At 74.9% G+C, this 17150-nt stretch carries 16 protein-coding genes and 1 tRNA gene; 12 read left to right on the top strand and 5 right to left on the bottom strand.

From position 1 onward, the window contains the following. The first annotated feature begins 6 nt into the window (after positions 1 to 6). From NHH00_RS09570 to NHH00_RS09555, 4 genes are all read left to right on the top strand, one after another. Positions 7 to 1101: an iron chelate uptake ABC transporter family permease subunit gene (locus NHH00_RS09570; RefSeq protein WP_253051617.1), complete on the top strand. Its 1095-nt coding sequence runs from the start codon at positions 7 to 9 to the stop codon at positions 1099 to 1101. Between the two features lie 38 nt (positions 1102 to 1139). Continuing rightward, the gene (gene fepG / locus NHH00_RS09565; protein WP_253052484.1) at positions 1140 to 2213 is read left to right on the top strand and encodes an iron-enterobactin ABC transporter permease; all 1074 of its coding nucleotides are present in this window, start codon (positions 1140 to 1142) and stop codon (positions 2211 to 2213) included. A 122-nt stretch (positions 2214 to 2335) separates the two neighbouring features. Then, entirely contained in the window at positions 2336 to 3118 is a 783-nt protein-coding gene (locus NHH00_RS09560) for an ABC transporter ATP-binding protein (protein WP_253052482.1), read from the top strand. 96 nt (positions 3119 to 3214) lie between these two features. After that, a complete protein-coding gene (locus NHH00_RS09555; RefSeq protein WP_253051616.1) occupies positions 3215 to 4267 on the top strand; it encodes an ABC transporter substrate-binding protein in 1053 nt (350 codons plus the stop codon). Here the strand turns inward: NHH00_RS09555 and NHH00_RS09550 are convergent. Further along, entirely contained in the window at positions 4215 to 5267 is a 1053-nt protein-coding gene (locus NHH00_RS09550; RefSeq protein WP_253051615.1) for a squalene cyclase, read from the bottom strand. The genes NHH00_RS09555 and NHH00_RS09550 overlap by 53 nt on opposite strands. A gap of 31 nt (positions 5268 to 5298) precedes the next feature. Beyond that, on the bottom strand, positions 5299 to 5523 hold the full coding sequence (locus NHH00_RS09545) for a hypothetical protein (protein WP_253051614.1): 225 nt from the start codon (positions 5521 to 5523) through the stop codon (positions 5299 to 5301). 140 nt (positions 5524 to 5663) lie between these two features. Between NHH00_RS09545 and NHH00_RS09540 the strand changes: the two genes are divergently transcribed. Then, a complete protein-coding gene (locus NHH00_RS09540; RefSeq protein WP_253051613.1) occupies positions 5664 to 5987 on the top strand; it encodes a hypothetical protein in 324 nt (107 codons plus the stop codon). A gap of 46 nt (positions 5988 to 6033) precedes the next feature. Here NHH00_RS09540 and NHH00_RS09535 read toward each other — a convergent pair whose 3' ends face one another. Next, a complete protein-coding gene (locus NHH00_RS09535; protein WP_253051612.1) occupies positions 6034 to 7413 on the bottom strand; it encodes a permease prefix domain 1-containing protein in 1380 nt (459 codons plus the stop codon). Beyond that, positions 7413 to 7787 (bottom strand): PadR family transcriptional regulator, encoded by a 375-nt coding sequence (locus NHH00_RS09530; RefSeq protein WP_253051611.1) that lies wholly within the window; start codon positions 7785 to 7787, stop codon positions 7413 to 7415. Before NHH00_RS09530 ends, NHH00_RS09535 begins: the two co-directional genes overlap by 1 nt. 148 nt (positions 7788 to 7935) lie before the next feature. Here NHH00_RS09530 and NHH00_RS09525 point away from each other — a divergent pair, with 148 nt between their 5' ends. Beyond that, on the top strand, positions 7936 to 9219 hold the full coding sequence (locus tag NHH00_RS09525) for a glycosyltransferase (RefSeq protein ID WP_253051610.1): 1284 nt from the start codon (positions 7936 to 7938) through the stop codon (positions 9217 to 9219). A gap of 149 nt (positions 9220 to 9368) precedes the next feature. Here NHH00_RS09525 and NHH00_RS09520 read toward each other — a convergent pair. Further along, positions 9369 to 9451: transfer RNA gene (locus tag NHH00_RS09520), tRNA-Leu, on the bottom strand. A gap of 326 nt (positions 9452 to 9777) precedes the next feature. Between NHH00_RS09520 and NHH00_RS09515 the strand changes: the two genes are divergently transcribed. The 6 genes from NHH00_RS09515 to NHH00_RS09490 are packed head-to-tail and all read left to right on the top strand — an operon-like array spanning position 9778 to position 17137. Next, the gene (locus NHH00_RS09515) at positions 9778 to 10485 is read left to right on the top strand and encodes an FhaA domain-containing protein (RefSeq protein WP_024841610.1); all 708 of its coding nucleotides are present in this window, start codon (positions 9778 to 9780) and stop codon (positions 10483 to 10485) included. 10 nt (positions 10486 to 10495) lie between these two features. Next, positions 10496 to 10999: an FHA domain-containing protein FhaB/FipA gene (locus NHH00_RS09510; RefSeq protein ID WP_253051609.1), complete on the top strand. Its 504-nt coding sequence runs from the start codon at positions 10496 to 10498 to the stop codon at positions 10997 to 10999. A gap of 6 nt (positions 11000 to 11005) precedes the next feature. After that, positions 11006 to 12421 carry a Stp1/IreP family PP2C-type Ser/Thr phosphatase gene (locus tag NHH00_RS09505; protein WP_253051608.1) on the top strand — a complete coding sequence of 472 codons (1416 nt, stop codon included), beginning with the start codon at positions 11006 to 11008 and terminating at the stop codon, positions 12419 to 12421. Next, positions 12421 to 14076: an FtsW/RodA/SpoVE family cell cycle protein gene (locus NHH00_RS09500; protein ID WP_253051607.1), complete on the top strand. Its 1656-nt coding sequence runs from the start codon at positions 12421 to 12423 to the stop codon at positions 14074 to 14076. The genes NHH00_RS09505 and NHH00_RS09500 overlap by 1 nt, the downstream gene beginning before the upstream one ends. Further along, positions 14073 to 15539 carry a peptidoglycan D,D-transpeptidase FtsI family protein gene (locus NHH00_RS09495; protein ID WP_253051606.1) on the top strand — a complete coding sequence of 489 codons (1467 nt, stop codon included), beginning with the start codon at positions 14073 to 14075 and terminating at the stop codon, positions 15537 to 15539. Before NHH00_RS09500 ends, NHH00_RS09495 begins: the two co-directional genes overlap by 4 nt. After that, entirely contained in the window at positions 15536 to 17137 is a 1602-nt protein-coding gene (locus NHH00_RS09490) for a serine/threonine-protein kinase (protein WP_253051605.1), read from the top strand. The genes NHH00_RS09495 and NHH00_RS09490 overlap by 4 nt, the downstream gene beginning before the upstream one ends. Positions 17138 to 17150: the final 13 nt, after the last annotated feature.

The following is a 17150-nucleotide window of genomic DNA, read 5'->3' as shown; positions in this document are numbered from 1 at the left end:
AGCACCATGACCTCGCCCGCGACCGCCGACGCGCCGATCGGCGTCCCCGACGGGCCCGTCCGGCCCGCGACGGGCCGTGACGACCGCCCGGCCGGGGTCGCCCGCACCAACGCGGGCCGCAGCCTCGGGCTCCTCGTCGCCGTCGTGGTCCTCGCGGTCGCGATCGTGCTCAGCCTCGTCGTCGGCTCCAAGCCGGTCCCGCTCGGCACCGTATGGGACGCGCTCACCGGGTACGACGGCTCGGGCGACCACGTGATCATCCGCGACCTGCGGCTGCCCCGCACGATCGTCGGCCTGCTGGTCGGCACCGCGCTCGGGGTCGCGGGCGGGCTCATCCAGGCCATGACGCGCAACCCGCTCGCCGACCCGGGCATCCTCGGCGTCAACGCCGGGGCGGCGTTCGCCGTCGTGCTCGCGGTCGCGTTCCTCGGGTTCGCGGACATCCAGTCCTTCATCTGGTTCGCGTTCGCCGGGGCGGTCGTGGCGACGATCGCCGTCTACGCGATCGGCTCCCAGGGGCGCGGGGGAGCGACGCCCGTGCGCCTCACCCTCGCGGGCGTCGCGCTCGGGGCCGTCCTGGGCGGCATCTCGCAGGGGATCACGCTGCTCGACCCCGCGGCGTTCGACCGCATGCGCTTCTGGGGCGCCGGCTCGCTGGCCGGCCGCACGATGGAGATGGCCGGCACGATCGCGCCGTTCGTCGTGGTCGGGCTCGTCATCGCGCTCGTCGTCGCGCGCCCGCTCAACACGATCGCGCTCGGCGACGACCTCGCGAGCTCGCTCGGCGCGCACGTGGGGCGCACGCGCGTCCTCGTCGGCGTCGCGGTGATGCTGCTGTGCGGCGCCGCGACGGCGGCGGCCGGGCCGATCGCGTTCGTCGGGCTCATGGTGCCGCACGTCGCGCGCTGGACGGTCGGCCCCGACCAGCGCTGGATCCTGCCGTACTCGGCCGTGCTCGCGCCCGTCCTGCTGCTCGTGTCCGACGTCGTCGGCCGGGTCGTCGTCATGCCCGGCGAGCTGCAGGTCGGGATCGTCACGGCGTTCGTCGGTGCGCCGGTCCTCATCGCGCTCGTGCGCCGCTCGAAGGCGAGCGGGCTGTGAGCGCCCCGGTCCGGGACGACGCGCCCGTGGGACCGCGCGTGGGCGGGCCCTCGTCCGACCGCGCGCACCGCGTCGACTTCGGCCGCCCCACACGCGTCGTGCGGGGGCTCGGCGGCCGCGCGAGCCTGCGGCTCGACCTGCGCACGCTCGCCGTGTGCGGGGTGCTGCTGCTCGTCGCGCTCGCGATCGGCGTCGTCGCGCTGACCACCGGCGACTACCCGCTCACCGTGCCCCAGGTGCTCCAGGCGCTCGTGGGCGCCGCCGACGGCCCGGTGCACATGGTCGTCGTGGAGTGGCGCCTGCCGCGCGCGCTCATGGCGCTCGTGCTCGGCGCGGCGCTCGGCGCGAGCGGCGCGATCTTCCAGTCGCTCACGCGCAACCCGCTGGGCAGCCCCGACGTCATCGGGTTCAACACCGGCGCGTACACGGGCGCGCTCGTCGTCATCATGCTGCTCGGCGGCGGGTACGTCGGCGTCGCGGCGGGCGCCCTCGTCGGCGGCGTCGTCACCGCGGGCGTCGTGTACCTCCTGGCCTACCGGCGGGGCGTGCAGGGCTTCCGGCTCATCATCGTCGGGATCGCCGTGTCCGCGATGCTCGCGTCCGTCAACCAGTGGCTCATCGTCAAGGCGGATCTCGAGACCGCGATGGCGGCCGCCGTGTGGGGCGCCGGGTCGCTCAACGGCATGACCTGGGCGCAGGCGGTCCCCGCGTGCGTGCTCGCGGCGCTCCTCGCGCTCCCGCTCCTGTGGCTCGCGCCGCGCATGGGGCTGCTCGAGCTCGGGGACGACGCCGCGGCGGCCCTCGGCCTGCGCAGCGAGCGGGTGCGCCTCGCCCTCGTGATCGTCGGCGTCGCGCTCACGGCCCTCGTGACCGCGGCGGCCGGGCCCATCGCGTTCGTCGCCCTCGCCGCCCCGCAGCTCGCGCGCCGCCTCACGGGCGCCGCGGGCGTGCGGATCCTCCCCGCCGCCGTCATGGGCGCCGTGCTGCTCGCGGCGAGCGACCTCGTCGCCCAGCGCGCGTTCGCGCCCACCCAGCTCCCCGTCGGCGTCGTCACCGTGAGCGTCGGCGGCGCCTACCTCGTCTGGCTCCTCGTCCGCGAGGCCCGCAAGTGACCACGAACCCGCAGACCGGAAGGACCCCGGTGGCTCTCACGAACCTCGCGGCCGCCCCGAGCGGCGCAGTCGCCGACGCGCCGACCGACGCGCGCGCCGACCGCGTCCCGCCCGCGGACCGCCTGCACGCCGACGGAATCACGGTCGGCTACGACGACCGCGTCATCTCCTCCGACCTCGACGTGAGCATCCCCGACGGGTCGTTCACGGTGATCGTCGGGCCGAACGCGTGCGGCAAGTCGACGCTGCTGCGCGCGCTGTCGCGCCTGCTCAAGCCGTCGCGGGGCCAGGTCGTGCTCGACGGCCGCTCGATCTCCTCGATCCCCGCGAAGGAGGTCGCGCGCCGCCTCGGCCTCCTGCCGCAGACGTCGATCGCGCCCGAGGGCATCACCGTCGCCGACCTGGTCGCGCGCGGGCGCTACCCGCACCAGAAGCTCCTGCGCCAGTGGTCGCGCGAGGACGAGGCCGCGGTGGTCGGCGCGCTCGCCGCGACCGGGACGACCGAGCTCTCGGGCCGCCTCGTCGACGAGCTCTCCGGCGGGCAGCGCCAGCGCGTGTGGGTCGCCATGGTCCTCGCGCAGGAGACGCCCCTCCTCCTGCTCGACGAGCCGACGACGTTCCTCGACATCGCGCACCAGATCGAGCTGCTGGAGCTGTGCGCCGACCTCAACCGCGACCGCGGGCACACGCTCGTCGCGGTGCTGCACGACCTCAACCACGCGTGCCGCTACGCGACGCACCTCATCGCCATGAAGGACGGCGCGGTCGTCGCCGAGGGCGCGCCGGCCGACGTCGTGACGGCCGACCTGGTCGAGGACGTGTTCGGCCTGCCGTGCCGCATCATCGCCGACCCCGTGACGGGCACCCCACTCGTCGTGCCCGAGGGTCGTCCTCGCCGCGCCTGACCGCGCGGCCCCCGTTCCCCGCCGGTCGACCCACCCGCCCGACCGGCCCCCCACCGTCCTGCGCTCGCCCGCACCGCCTCGTCGGAGGAGCAACGCATGACCCGCACCACCCGTCCCCCGTCCACCCTGCCCACGGCAGCCCGCCCGACCCGGCACCGGCGCCCGGTGCGCTCCCTCGCCGCCGGCGCGCTCGCCGTCGGGCTCGCGGCCACGCTCGCCGCGTGCTCGGCCGGCACCGAGCCCGGGACCGACGGCGCGGACCCGACCGCGGCCGCGGACGGCTGGTCCTGGACGTCCTCGGGCTACGGCACGACGTACGCGCTCGACGAGGCGCCGGACAGCCTCGTCGTGGACGGCTACACCGCCGCGGCGCTGTGGGACTACGGCGTGCGGCCCGCCGGGGTGTTCGGCTACGGCTTCTCCGACGCCGGCGCGCTGTCGATCGGCAACGCCCGGGTCGACGAGATGGAGGTCGTCGGGGCCGACGCCGAGCTCAACCTGGAGAAGCTGCTCGCGCTCGAGCCCGACCTCGTGATCGGGTTCGGCAACGAGGACGGCACGGCCTGGACCTGGTGGGACGACACGGTCACCGAGGAGGCGACGGCGGTCGCTCCGTTCGTCGGCATGAGGTTCTCGGGCCGGCCGGTCGTCGAGGTGATCGAGGACTACGCGTCGCTCGCGGAGGCGCTCGGCGGCGACGTCGACTCGCCGGAGGTCGCGGACGCGAAGGCCGCGTTCGACGAGCGGCTCGACACGCTGCGCGGCATCGCGGCGGAGAAGCCGCTGACGATCCTGCCGCTCAACGGCGCGGAGCAGCTGTGGGTGGGCCAGAAGAACCTCGGCCAGCTCGCGCTGCTCGAGGAGCTGGGCTTCACGATCGGCGGGCCGCAGGACCAGGAGGGCTGGGCCGAGCTGAGCTGGGAGCGCGTGCCGGACCACCCGGCCGACGTCGTGCTGAGCTACACGGGCTCCGACGAGGCGATGGCCACCAACCCCGTCTACGCGGGGCTGCCCGCGGTGCAGGCGGGCCAGGTCGTCGGGTGGGACGACAAGCGGCCGTTCACCTACGCGAGCTACGTCGAGTGGTTCGACGAGCTCATCGCGGTGCTCGACGGCGCCGAGGTCGTGTCGGGCGCGCCGACGTCCTGACGCCCGCGCCGTCCCACCAGTCGAGGACGACGGTCGCGTGGTAGGTGAGCCAGCGCGACGGCTCGCCCGCGGGGGCGTCGACCTCGAACCACACCCGGCCCGGGTGGCGCCGGCCCTGGAGCCAGGTGCCGTCCGGGCGCCGGGCGCGGCGGACGTGCTCGACAGCGTCCGCCGCGCGCGGGTCGGGAGGCGTCCCGTCGAGCAGCGACGCCTCGCGCAGGTAGACCAGCGCGTTGAGCACGCTGTAGTACCAACGGAACGGGTACGCGAGACGGAACACCCAGTCCCCGACGGGCTCGCCCGTGCTCAGGCGGCGGAACAGGCCGCGGCGCAGCAGATACTCCTCGCCGGAGCGACGCGCCGCCCGCAGCTCGTCGCTGCCGCCCGCGAGCTCCTGGTACGCGAGCAGGCCCTTGAGCGCATTGAGGGTCGAGTGGAACGAGGAGACGGTGGCGCCCTCGACCCAGTCGCAGTTCCACCCGCCGTCGGGCAGCCGGCCCGCCACGACGGCGGCGAGCAGCTCCGAGACGTCGGCCCCGAGCCACGCACCCGCGGCGAGCGTGTACCCGTTGATGCACCAGTCGACCTCGCCGCCCCAGTAGGGCAGGTCGTCGTACTCCCAGCGGCTGTGCGCCGCGAGCAGCTCGGGCGTGCGGCGCGCGCGCAGCACGCCCGGGTCGAGCCCCCACTCGCGCAGCGCGACGAGCGACCACGTCGTCGCCGTCCAGGGCTGGCCCTCCTCGGGCGCTCCGCCGGCGTCCACCGCTCCCGCGTCCGCCGGGAAGTACGCGCCGCCCGCCCACTGCCCGTCGGGGTCCTGCAGCGCGAGCAGGCGCGCGCCGAAGCCCTCGGTCGCGACGCGCGCCCGCGTCGCCTCCCAGACCTCGGGAGGCGCGTGCACGACGTCGCGCTCGACCCGCCACCGCAGCGCCGGGTCGGCGTCGAGCAACCAGTCGACCAGCCCGTCCTCGGGCGGCCCTCCGGGAGTGGCGGCGGCCATCCCGCCACGCTACGCCCGGGCGCACGCGGCGTCAGCCCTCGTCGTCCGCCCGTCCGGCGACGACGGCGACGGCGCGCGCGAGCTCGTCCCCGCTCGGGACGGCGTCCGGGTCGAGGAGCCAGAGGATGCCGAGGCTCTGCACGAGCACGAAGTCGAGCCGGGCGACGGCCGCGAGGTCGGCCTCGCTCAGCTCGGGCCGGGCCGCCCGCCCGACGCCGCACGCTTCGACCTCGTCATCGGGGCCGACGGCGTCCACTCCGCGACGCGTCGGCTCGCGTTCGGGCCGGAGGAGCAGTTCGTGACCTACCTCGGCGGCTACGCGGCGTTCTCGACGTCCCCGATCCGGTCGCCGGCCGGGTGGTGCTCCCGGGGGACGCGGCGTCGTGCGGCTCGCCCATGACGGGCCAGGGCACCGCGACCGCCCTGGTCGGCGCCTACCTCCTCGCCACGCGGCTGGGGGCGACCCCCGACGACCCCGCCGGCGCGGCGCGGCGGTACGCGGCCGACGTCGCCCCGTTCGTCGAGGCGGGGAAGAAGATCCCCGGCGGGGGCATCGCCCGCATGGTGCCGGGGAGCCGGCTGGAGGCGGCGGTGCTGCGCGCGACCACCGGCGTCATGCTGTCGCGCGCGCTGCGCCCGCTGGTGCGGCGCATGTTCCGGGCGGGTGGCGATGCGCCGTCGCTCCCGGCGACCGACGCGGCGCCGCAGCCCGTCCGCTGATCGCGCGTCCGTGCCGGGCCCGCCGCGGGCCCGGCACGGCGGGTCGTCAGACGAAGCCGAACACGGGCGGGAAGACGACGGCCACGATCGCGGCCCACGCCGCGTACACGGGCAGGAACCGGGTCTGCCAGGCGACGAGGTCGGCGAACGGGCGCCGCCCGCGCAGGAACGCCGTCGCGAGGACGGCGGACCACACGAGGTGCACGAGCAGGAGCAGGTTGAGCCCGAGCGCGGCGGCCTTGTTGGGGCTGACGCCGAACTCGGCGATGCGCGTGAGCATCGCGGTGAGCGCGACGGCGTCGACCGCGAGCGCCGCGACGACGAGGACGACCTGGAGGCCGTCGAAGAACGACCCGGGCGCGAGCGGGTCGCGTGCCGAGACCGAGTAGAGGAGCAGGCACAGGACGAGCACGAGGATCGCGTCCATGAGGATGAGCAGCTCGCGGTCGACGGCGGCGAGGTTCCCCGCGGTCGCGAGGACGACGAACGCGGCGAGGAGCATGACGAGCGTCAGCGGCGTGAAGACGCGCGTCAGCACGGGCGCGATGTTCTCGACGACGTTCTGCTTGGCCTCGACGAGCCACGCGGCCACGATGAGCGCCGCCGGGACGCACAGGGTCAGGATCCAGGCGTCGAGGTAGGGCTCGAGGTCGACGCCGGCGAGCGAGAAGACCCCGATCGTCAGGCCGAGCAGGACGCCGCCGCCGAGCGCGATGAGCGTGTAGTACACGGCGAGCTCGCCCGTGAACCGCACGAAGTCCATGCGTCGTGCGTCCGAGCGCCACCGCCCGCCGACGTACGCGAGCCCGACGACGGACCACAGCGTCACGGGCGCGGCGAGCGCCGCGAGGACGAACGTCGAGTCCGTGGGCTGGAACGGGTACAGGTTGAGGACGAGGCCCAGCGCGACGAACGGCACGACGAGCGCGCCGACCACGCGCGCCGTGACCTGCCGCTTCCACGCGAGGTAGGCCGTGAGGAACGGCAGCACGAGGAGCCCGACGTTGAGGCCGACCGTCTCCCACGGGAGGAGCACGGTCGCGACCTTCACGGTGACGCCCACCGCGACGGCGAGCGCGAGCACCACCGCGAGCTCGCGCCACGACCGCGTGCGGCCGGTCGGCTGCTCGCCGACGAGGACGAGCTGCTTCCACAGCCGCTCGGAGTGCTCCTGCGCGAACTCGCGCGAGAGGTCGTCGAGCGTGCCCATGCGCTTCACCGCGACGAGGAACGCCTCGTCGTCGTCGAGCCCGGTCGCGCGGAGGTCCTCGACCCGCTCGCGCAGGTGGTCCTCCATCTCGTCGACGTCCGCGCCGGAGATGGCCTCGCGGCGGCGGACGTAGCCGCGCCACTGGTCGATCTGGGCCTCGAGCGCGGCGTGCGGGCCCGGGCTCGCCCCGCCCGCGGGAGCGGTCGTGGCGCCCATCAGGCCCACCCCTCCGCGACGCGCGGCGGGGTCGGCAGCCCGTCCTGCGCCGCGCGCCAGACCTGGTGGAGCGCGTGCGCGACGACGTCCCACTGCGCCTGGCGCTCGACGAGCGCCTCGCGCCCCGCGGCGGTGATCGCGTAGTGCTTGCGGCGCCGCCCGACGTCGGACGTGCCCCACGACGCCTCGACGAGACCGAGCCGCTCCAGCCTGTGCAGGAGCGGGTAGAGCATGCCGTCGGTCCACTGCATGCGGCCGCCCGAGAGCTCGTCGACGCGCTTGAGGATCGCGTACCCGTACGACTCGCCGTCCGCGAGGATCCCGAGGACGAGCGGGGTGGCCGACGCGGCCACGAGGTCCTTGTCGATACGCATGGCACTCCTATGCCTAGTTCTTCTAGGGATACAGACCCTAGCAGATCTAGGGTTGGCGGAGCGGCCCTGGGGGCTAGCGTGGTCCTGCGACGCGGTCGTCACGTCGCGAGCGGGACGCCCCTCGCCGGCCGCGACCGGGGGGTGGGCCATGCCTCGCACGTACCTCTTCGCCCTGACCGACGGCGGCGGGACGGTCCCGCCGGAGGTGGGGGCCGTGCGGCGGCTCGTGGAGCGCGGGCACCGCGTGCGCGTGCTCGCCGAGGACTCGATGGCTCCCGAGGTCCGCGCGACGGGTGCGACGCTCGTCCCGTGGCGCACCGCGCCGAACCGCCCCGACCGCGACCCGGCGCACGACCCTCTCCAGGACTGGGCGGCGCCCAGCCTGCTCGCGCAGGCGCGCGACATGGGCGACCACCTCATCGCGGGGCCCGCGCCGGACTACGCGCGCGACGTGCTCGCGGCCGTCGACGACGAGCGTCCCGACCTCGTCGTGACGTCCGTCTTCGCGTTCGGCGCGATGATCGCGGCGCAGTCGCGCGGGATCCCGTTCGACGTCCTGATCCCCAACGTCTACGCCCTGCCCACGCCCGGCCGCACGCCGTTCGGTGCGGGGCTCACGCCCGCGCGCGGGCCGCTCGGCCGGCTGCGCGACCGCGCGATCACCGGTCTCTCGACGCGCGTGTTCGACCGGTACACGCGCGACCGGCTCAACGCCCTGCGCGCCGACCTGGGCCTCGACCCGCTCGGGCGCTCGTGGGAGCAGATGAGCGCCGCGCGCCGCCAGCTCGTCATGACGAGCCCGGCGTTCGACCTCCCCGGCCCGCTCCCGGCGAACGCCCGGTACGTGGGGCCCGTGCTCGACGACCCGGCGTGGGCCGACGACGTCCCGTGGGCCGCGCCGCCGGGCGACGCCCCGCTCGTCCTCGTCGCGCTGTCGTCGACGTTCCAGGACCAGGCCGCGCTCCTGCGGCGCATCGTCGCCGCGCTCGCGACGCTGCCCGTGCGCGGCGTCGTCACGACCGGGCAGGGGCTCGCGCCCGACGCGGTGCCGGGCGCGGCGAACGTCTCCGTGGTCTCCGCCGCTCCCCACCACGAGGTGCTGCGCGACGCCGCGCTCGTCGTCACGCACGGCGGGCACGGCACGCTCCTCAAGGCGTTCGCGGCGGGCTGCCCCGTCGTCGTCCTGCCGCACGGGCGCGACCAGGGCGACAACGCGGTGCGCGTCACGCTGCGGGGTGCGGGCGTCACGCTGTCGCGGAAGGCCTCAGCAGAACGGGTCGCGCGGGCCGTCGGGCAGGTCCTCGGCGACCCCGCGTACCGGCGCCGGGCCGCCGCGCTCGGCGCCGCCGTCCGGCGTGACGCCCAGCACAGCACGCTCGTCGCCGAGCTCGAGGACCTCGGGCCCGAGGGCGACCCACGACCGTCACGCTGACCCGACGGACGCCGCGACGCGAGGGCGCGACCCCGTCCCCGGCCATGGCCGGACCGCACCGTCCCGGGGATGCACGAAGTCCCGGCCAGGAGAACCTGACCGGGACTTCTCGAGGGTCTTCCGACTGCACCAGTCGGAACCTCGTCACGTGCGCGAGGGGGGACTTGAACCCCCACGCCCTTTCGGACACTGGCACCTGAAGCCAGCGCGTCTGCCATTCCGCCACTCGCGCGTGCCGCAGAAGACTAGCACGACGCACGACGGCGCCTGGAACCGCTCGGCCCGACGTGACGGCCGCCACGTGCCGGTCGTCACGGACGACGAGGAGCCCCGACGGCCGGGCGCCCGACGTTCACACGCTCCGCCCCGAACGCGCCACATCCGTCCGGAGATCGTGCGACGAATCGGGCCTCCGGCGCAGACGTGATCGATACGATCTAGGTAGTCTGCCCGGGACGCGGGTATGCACGAGGGGGCCACCAGGAGCACGTCCGGAGGAGCAGACGACGACCGCGCGGCGCGAGCCGCGGCACGAGCGAGCACGAGGGAGGAGGTGGCATGGGAGTCCTGGACCGCTTCGAGAAGGGCGTGGAGCGCGTGGTGAACAACGCGTTCGCCAAGGTCGGGCGCAGCGAGGTCAAGCCCGTCGAGCTCGCGAGCGCGCTGCGGCGCGAGGTCGACGACCGCGCCGCCGTCGTGGACCGCGAGCGCACGGTCGTGCCCAACGAGTTCACCATCGAGCTGTCGGTGGACGACTTCGGCCAGGTCGAGGGGTGGGGCGCGGAGACGCTCGCCGACGAGCTGGCGTCGAACGTCACGCAGTACGCGGCGTCGCAGCACTACGCGTTCGTCGGCCCGGTGAGCGTGAGCTTCGAGCAGAACGACGCGCTCGACGTCGGCCGCTTCCAGCTCCGCTCGGCGAGCGTGCGGGGCAACGTGGCGCCCGCGACGTCCGCGTCCCCGAGCACGCGGCACCCGCTCGTCGACATCGACGGGCAGCGCTACCTGCTCACGGGCCCGGTCACGGTCATCGGCCGCGGCTCGGAGGCCGACATCGTCGTCGACGACCCGGGGGTCTCGCGCCGCCACCTGGAGATCCGCGTGACGCCGGAGGGGGTCATCGCGACGGACCTCGGCTCGACCAACGGCCTGTTCGTCGAGGGTCACCAGGTGCCGGCCGCGACGCTGCTGGACGGCAACTCCCTGACGATCGGCCGTACCCGCATCATGTTCTGGACCGGCGCGTCCGACAACGAGGAGTGGTGATCCGGCCCGCATGACCGACCTCACGTTCACCCTGCTGCGGCTGGGCTACCTGGTGCTGCTCTGGGTGTTCGTGCTCTCCGCGATCGGGGTGCTGCGTCGGGACCTGTACGGCACCAGGATCACGCCGCGCCGGGGCCGCAAGGGCACCGCGCAGGCCGCGCGCCCGACGTCGGGCCCCACCCCCGCCGCGGCGCCCGAGCCCGCGCGTCCTGCCGCACCGGCCGGGCCGTCGCGGCTCGTCGTCACCGCCGGCCCGCTGACGGGCACGACGATCCCCCTCACGACGTCGTCGATCCTCATCGGGCGGGCACCGAGCTGCACGCTCGTGCTCGACGACGACTACTCCTCGTCGCGCCACGCGCGCATCTTCCCGCAGCACGGGTCCTGGTTCGTCGAGGACCTCGGCTCCACCAACGGCACCTACGTCGAGGACCAGCGCATCGGCCAGGTGACGCCGCTGGGTCCGGGCACGCGGGTGCGGATCGGTCAGTCCGTCGTCGAGCTGCAGAGGTAGCCCGCAGTGAACATCGCCCTGCGCTACGCCGCGCGCTCCGACGTCGGGCTCGTGCGCTCCAACAACCAGGACTCCGGCTACGCCGGCCCGCACCTGCTCGTCGTCGCCGACGGCATGGGCGGCCACGCCGGGGGAGACGTCGCCTCGTCGATCGCCATCGCGGCGCTCGCACCGCTCGACGGCGAGTCGCACGGCCCGGACGACGCGCTCGCCGAGCTCGAGCGCTCGATCGACCACGCGCGCCAGGACCTCGTGGACCGCAGCGTGACCGACCCCGAGCTGGTCGGCATGGGCACGACCGTCACCGCGATCCTGCGCGCGGGCAACAAGCTCGCGATGGCGCACCTCGGCGACTCGCGCGCGTACCTGCTGCGCGACGGCGAGCTCACCCAGGTCACGACCGACCACACGTTCGTGCAGCACCTCGTGGACACGGGCCGGATCTCGCCCGACGAGGCGGAGACCCACCCGCAGCGCAACGTCGTCATGCGCGTGCTCGGCGACTTCGACATCGACCTCACGCCCGACATGTCGGTGCGCGAGGCGAAGCCGGGCGACCGCTGGCTCCTGTGCTCCGACGGGCTCTCGGGCTTCGTCAGCCCCGAGACGATCGCCCAGTCGCTCTCGGACACCCCCGACGTCGACGAGTGCGCCGACCACCTGCTGCAGCTCGCGCTGCGCGCCGGTAGCACGGACAACGTGACGGTCGTGGTGGCCGACATCGTGGACCTCGACACGCTGCCCGACGGCACGGCGCCCGGCACCGGGGCCCAGGTCGTCGGGTCGGCCGCGATCGACCGCGACGCCCCGACGTCGGCCGCGGACGGCCCCGCCGCCCGGGCGGCGGCCCTCATGGCGAGCGCGAACGCACCCGCCGCGGCCGAGGAGCCCGCGGCGGACGGCGCGGCGGATCCCGCGCAGGGGGCCGAAGGCCCGGCCGAGACCCCGGGGGACGGCGACGACGACGTGCGGCCCGGCCGCGCGCCCCGCCGCTGGATCACGGTCGTCGCGATCCTCCTCGTCGTCGCGGGCCTGGGCGTGGCCGGCTGGGCGGGCTACCGCTGGACGCAGACGCAGTACTACGTCGGCGTCGCCGACGGCCAGGTCGCCGTGTTCCGCGGCATCCCGGAGAACGCGGGCCCGGTGACGCTGTCGACGCCGATCGAGCTCACGGGGACGCGCGTCACGGACCTGCCGGGCTACGTCGTCGACCGCCTGGAGACCACGATCCCCGCGGAGTCGCTCGAGGACGCCCGCGCGCGGGCGGAGCGCCTCGTCGCCGAGGCCGCGGAGGAGTCCACCGACGCGCCCGCGACCGACGACACCACGGAGGCTCCCACCGAGGGCGCCACCGAGACCCCGGAGGCCGGGGCGCCCGACGTGACCCCGGCACCCACCGACGGCGCCGGCTCGGGGGCCTGATGGCCACGGTGGAGACCACCGAGGTGCGCCCCGGCCGGGGCGCGGAGCTCGGTCTGCTCGTCCTCGCGCTCGCGCTGGGCATCGGGGCGTACGCGCTCGTGGGCCTCCAGCTCACGGGCGAGCTCCCGGGCCGCTTCTACGTGTACAGCATCGGCACCGTGGTGCTCGCGGGCGCCGCGCACCTGCTGCTGCGCTTCAAGGCGCCGTACGCGGACCCGGTGATCCTGCCGATCGCCGTCGCGCTCAACGGCATCGGCCTCGCGATGATCTTCCGCCTCGACCTCGGCTCGCAGGTCACGGGCGGGACCCAGGACCTCGCGCCGCGCCAGCTCCAGTGGACCGCGCTGGGCATCCTCTGCGCGTTCGCCGTGATCTGGTTCCTGCGCGACCACCGGACCCTGCGGCGCTACACATACACCGCGATGATCGCGGGCATCGTGCTCGTCGCGCTGCCGCTCGTCCCGGGCCTGGGGACGCGCATCAACGGCGCGCAGATCTGGATCAACGTCTTCGGCTTCTCGCTCCAGCCCGCGGAGTTCGCGAAGATCGCGTTCGCGATCTTCTTCGCCGGCTACCTCGTGACGAACCGGGACACGCTCGCGCTCGCCGGGCCCAAGGTGCTCGGGCTCCAGCTCCCGCGCCTGCGCGACCTCGGGCCGATCATCATCGTCTGGCTCGTCTCGCTCGCGATCCTCGTGTTCGAGCGCGACCTCGGCACGTCGCTCCTCTTCTTCGGGCTCTTCGTCGCGATGCTCTACATCGCGACCGAGCGCGTGAGCTGGGTCGTCATCGGCCTCCTGCTCATCGCGGTCGGCGCGGTGCTCGCGGCGTCGACGTTCGGCCACGTCCAGGCGCGCGTCGACGTGTGGCTCCATCCGTTCGACCCGGAGATCTTCGGCCGCAGCCCCGGCGGCTCGGGCCAGCTCGTGGGCGGCCTGTTCTCGCTCGGCAACGGCGGGCTGTTCGGCACCGGCTGGGGCGCGGGCTACCCGCGGACGGTCCCGTACGCGTTCTCCGACTTCATCTACGCCTCGCTCGGCGAGGAGCTCGGGCTCACGGGCCTCATCGGCATCCTGCTCGCCTACCTCATCCTCGTGGAGCGCGGCCTGCGCACCGCGATCGGCGTGCGCGACGGGTTCGGCAAGCTCCTCGCGGGCGGCCTCGCGTTCGTCATGGCGTGGCAGCTCTTCGTCGTCGTCGGCGGGATCACGCGCATCATCCCGCTGACGGGCCTCACCATGCCGTTCGTCGCCCAGGGCGGGTCGTCGCTCCTCGCGAACTGGCTGGTCGTGGGCTTGCTGCTGCGCATCTCCGACGACGCGCGGCGGCCGTCGTCCCTGCCCGTGCGCGGGCAGGTGGCCCCCGGCGGGGCGCGCACGCGCCCCGACTCGGAGCCGGTCGAGGTCGTGGGCGGCGGGGCTCCCGCCGTCGGTGCCCGGCCCGACGACGCGCCCACCACGGTCGGGGCGCCCGCCGCGGGCGCCTCGGCGGGACCCGTCACAGGTCCGACGCGCGCGACGACGGGCGTGCAGCCCGCCGTCGGACAGGCCGGCGACGTCTCGGCCCACCCCGACGAGCTGCGCACCGAGGTCGTGCGGCGCCCCGGTCCCGACGGCACCCACCCCGAGACCGACCCCTGGGGAGGAGCCCGGTGAACGTCCCCCTGCGTCGCGTCGCGACGGTCGTCCTCGTCATGTTCCTCGCGCTCATGGTGTCGACGACGTACATCCAGTTCGTCCAGGCGGACTCGCTCAACAACGATTCGCGCAACGCCCGCACGATCTACCGCGAGTACAACAAGTTCCGCGGCCCGATCGTCGTCGCGGGCGACGCGATCGCCTCCTCGACCCCGGTGGACGACGCGTTCGGCTTCCAGCGCCAGTACGCGAACGGCCCGCTGTACGCGCCGGTCTCGGGGTTCCTCTCGCTCACCAACGGGCGCACGGAGATCGAGGACAAGGAGAACGACTACCTCAACGGCGAGGCGAGCTCGCTGTGGCTCGACCGCCTCAGCGCGCTGTTCACCGGCAAGCAGCCCCAGGGCGCGTCCGTCGAGCTGACGATCGACCCCGCAGCGCAGCAGGCCGCCTGGGACGCCCTGGGAGACCAGCGCGGCGCCGTCGTGGCGATCGAGCCGAAGACCGGCCGCGTCCTCGCGCTCGTGTCCAAGCCGAGCTACGACCCCAACGAGCTCGCGACGCACGACACCGCCCTCGCGCGCGAGCGCTACCAGGAGCTGCTCAACGCCGACGGCAACCCGATGTCGAACCGGGCCATCCGGGGCAACACGTACCCGCCGGGCTCGACGTTCAAGATCGTCACCTCGGCCGCGGCGCTCGAGAGCGGGCAGTACACGGCCGAGACCGTGATCCCGGCCCCGGACGAGCTCCCGTACCCGCAGTCGACGCAGACGATGAAGAACTTCGGCGGCACCCGCTGCTCGCCGACGGGCGAGATGACGCTCGCCGACGCCCTCCGCATCTCCTGCAACACCGCCTTCGGCGACCTGGCCATGACGCTCGGCGAGGACGCGATGCGGGACCAGGCCGAGGACTTCGGCTTCGACGCCCCGCTCGAGATCCCGATGGACGTCACGCCGAGCCAGTTCCCCGCCGAGGGCACCCCGGGCGCCGACCCGGCGGGCATCGCGCGCGCGGGCATCGGGCAGGGCGAGGTCAAGGTCACCCCGCTCCAGATGGCGATGGTCGCCGCCGCGATCGCGAACGACGGCGTGCAGATGGCGCCGTACACGGTGGAGACGATCCGCAACCCCGACCTCGACGTCGTCCGCCAGTCCGAGCCGCGCCGCCTGCGCACCTCGGTGTCGCCGTCGACCGCCGAGCAGCTCACGCAGATGATGCTCGGCGTCGTGCAGAACGGCTCCGGGAAGGCGGCGCAGATCCCGGGCGTGCAGGTCGCGGGCAAGACGGGCACCGCCGAGACGGGCGGCGAGGCCGCCCCGCACGCGTGGTTCACGAGCTTCGCGCCCGCCGACGACCCGCAGGTCGCCGTCGCGGTCATCGTCGAGAACGGCGGCTCGCTCGGCAACGAGGCGACGGGCGGCGCGATCGCCGCGCCGATCGCGCGCGCCGTCATGGAGGCGGTGTTGAACGGATGAAGCCCGTGAGGGGGCTGACGCTCGGCAACCGCTACCGCCTCGTGCGGCGCATCGCCGTCGGCGGCATGGGCGAGGTCTGGGTCGCGGCCGACGACGCGCTCGGGCGCGAGGTGGCCGTCAAGGTCCTGCGGACCGAGTACGCGGGCAACGAGGACTTCCTCAACCGCCTGCGGACCGAGGCCCGCAACAGCGCCGCGCTCTCGCACCCGAACATCGCGCAGATGTACGACTACGGCGAGACGAACGGCTCCGGGTACCTCGTCATGGAGCTCGTCGTGGGCGAGCCCATGGCGGACCTGCTGGAGCGCGAGCCCGTGCTCCCGCCCGCGCGGCTCCTGCCGATCCTCGCGCAGACCGCCCGCGCGCTGCACGCCGCGCACCTGTCCGGCGTCGTGCACCGTGACGTCAAGCCGGGCAACATCCTCATCGACCGCTCCGGCACCGTGAAGATCACCGACTTCGGCGTCTCGCTCGCGGCCAACCAGGTCCCCATGACCGCGACGGGCATGGTGATGGGCACGGCCCAGTACCTCTCGCCCGAGCAGGCCGTCGGGCAGGCGGCCACCGGGGCGTCGGACATCTACGCGCTGGGCATCGTGGCGTACGAGTCGATCGTCGGGAACCGGCCGTTCACCGGGTCCACCCCGGTCGACATCGCGGTCGCGCACGTCAACGAGCCCGTGCCGCCGCTCCCGTCGTCGGTCGACCCGGAGCTCGCCGAGCTCGTCATGGTCATGCTCGCCAAGGACCCTTTGGCCCGGCCGCACCCGGCCGACGCCCTCGCGCGCGTCTTCGAGGAGATCCAGGCCCGCCTCGCGGCCGACCCGTGGTCCGCCCGGGCCGGCGCCGCCGCCAACACCCGGCGCGGCCGGCGCGCCCGCACGACGGCGGACGACGCCCCCCGCGCACCCGAGCCCGACCCCGCGCCCGTCATCACGCCGCTCGTCATCCCGGCCGCCGTGCGCGACCCGCACCCGGTCGACCCCGCGACGCCGTGGATCGCCCCGGAGGCCCGACCAGGCGCCCACGCGACCGAGCCCGCAGGTGGCCACCTCGCCGAGAGCGACGCCGAGCCCGTCGGGCGGGCGGCCGCTCCGCCGTCCGACACGCCGCCCGCGCCCGGGCCCGCCCTGCCGTGGGAGCGCCCCGTCCCCACGACCGCGGGCGACGACCCGGCCGGTCCCCGCGCCTACCCGCCGCGCCGCGAGATGCACGGCGGCACCCGCTCGTCGCGGCGCCCCCAGCCCGCTCGCGGCGGCACGCGGCCGGGCTCCGGGTCGGCCGCGAGCACCCCGCCGCCGGCACCGGCCACGCGGGCCGAGGCCCGGCGGCAGTCGCAGGCCGCCCCGTCCCGGTCGTCCTCCGGGCGCCGCACGTCCACCACGACGGGGCGACGCCTCGGCGGGCTCCCGAACGGCCTGACGTGGCCCCTGGTGGCCCTCCTCGGCCTCCTGCTCGTGCTCGTGATCGCCACCATCGCCTCCCTCGGGGACCGGGACGGGGGCGACGCCGACGCGGCTCCCGCGGCCGTCGTCGGGACGGTCCCCGACGACGCCGCGCCGGGCTCCCCGGCCGCCTCCGGACGGGTGACATCGTGACGACATCGTTGTG

The organism is Cellulosimicrobium cellulans (assembly GCF_024124905.1).
Classification (GTDB): Bacteria; Actinomycetota; Actinomycetes; order Actinomycetales; family Cellulomonadaceae; genus Cellulosimicrobium; species Cellulosimicrobium cellulans_G.
This window is presented reverse-complemented; position numbering and strand designations above follow the sequence as displayed.

Bases quoted from the DNA above. Each gene is read 5' to 3' on its own strand.
- NHH00_RS09570 (WP_253051617.1), top strand. From the start codon at position 7: ATGACCTCGCCCGCGACCGCCGACGCGCCGATCGGCGTCCCCGACGGG.
- NHH00_RS09555 (WP_253051616.1), top strand. From the start codon at position 3,215: ATGACCCGCACCACCCGTCCCCCGTCCACCCTGCCCACGGCAGCCCGC.
- NHH00_RS09550 (WP_253051615.1), bottom strand. From the start codon at position 5,267: ATGGCCGCCGCCACTCCCGGAGGGCCGCCCGAGGACGGGCTGGTCGAC.
- NHH00_RS09540 (WP_253051613.1), top strand. From the start codon at position 5,664: ATGACGGGCCAGGGCACCGCGACCGCCCTGGTCGGCGCCTACCTCCTC.
- NHH00_RS09535 (WP_253051612.1), bottom strand. From the start codon at position 7,413: ATGGGCGCCACGACCGCTCCCGCGGGCGGGGCGAGCCCGGGCCCGCAC.
- NHH00_RS09530 (WP_253051611.1), bottom strand. From the start codon at position 7,787: ATGCGTATCGACAAGGACCTCGTGGCCGCGTCGGCCACCCCGCTCGTC.
- NHH00_RS09525 (WP_253051610.1), top strand. From the start codon at position 7,936: ATGCCTCGCACGTACCTCTTCGCCCTGACCGACGGCGGCGGGACGGTC.
- NHH00_RS09515 (WP_024841610.1), top strand. From the start codon at position 9,778: ATGGGAGTCCTGGACCGCTTCGAGAAGGGCGTGGAGCGCGTGGTGAAC.
- NHH00_RS09510 (WP_253051609.1), top strand. From the start codon at position 10,496: ATGACCGACCTCACGTTCACCCTGCTGCGGCTGGGCTACCTGGTGCTG.
- NHH00_RS09500 (WP_253051607.1), top strand. From the start codon at position 12,421: ATGGCCACGGTGGAGACCACCGAGGTGCGCCCCGGCCGGGGCGCGGAG.
- NHH00_RS09490 (WP_253051605.1), top strand. From the start codon at position 15,536: ATGAAGCCCGTGAGGGGGCTGACGCTCGGCAACCGCTACCGCCTCGTG.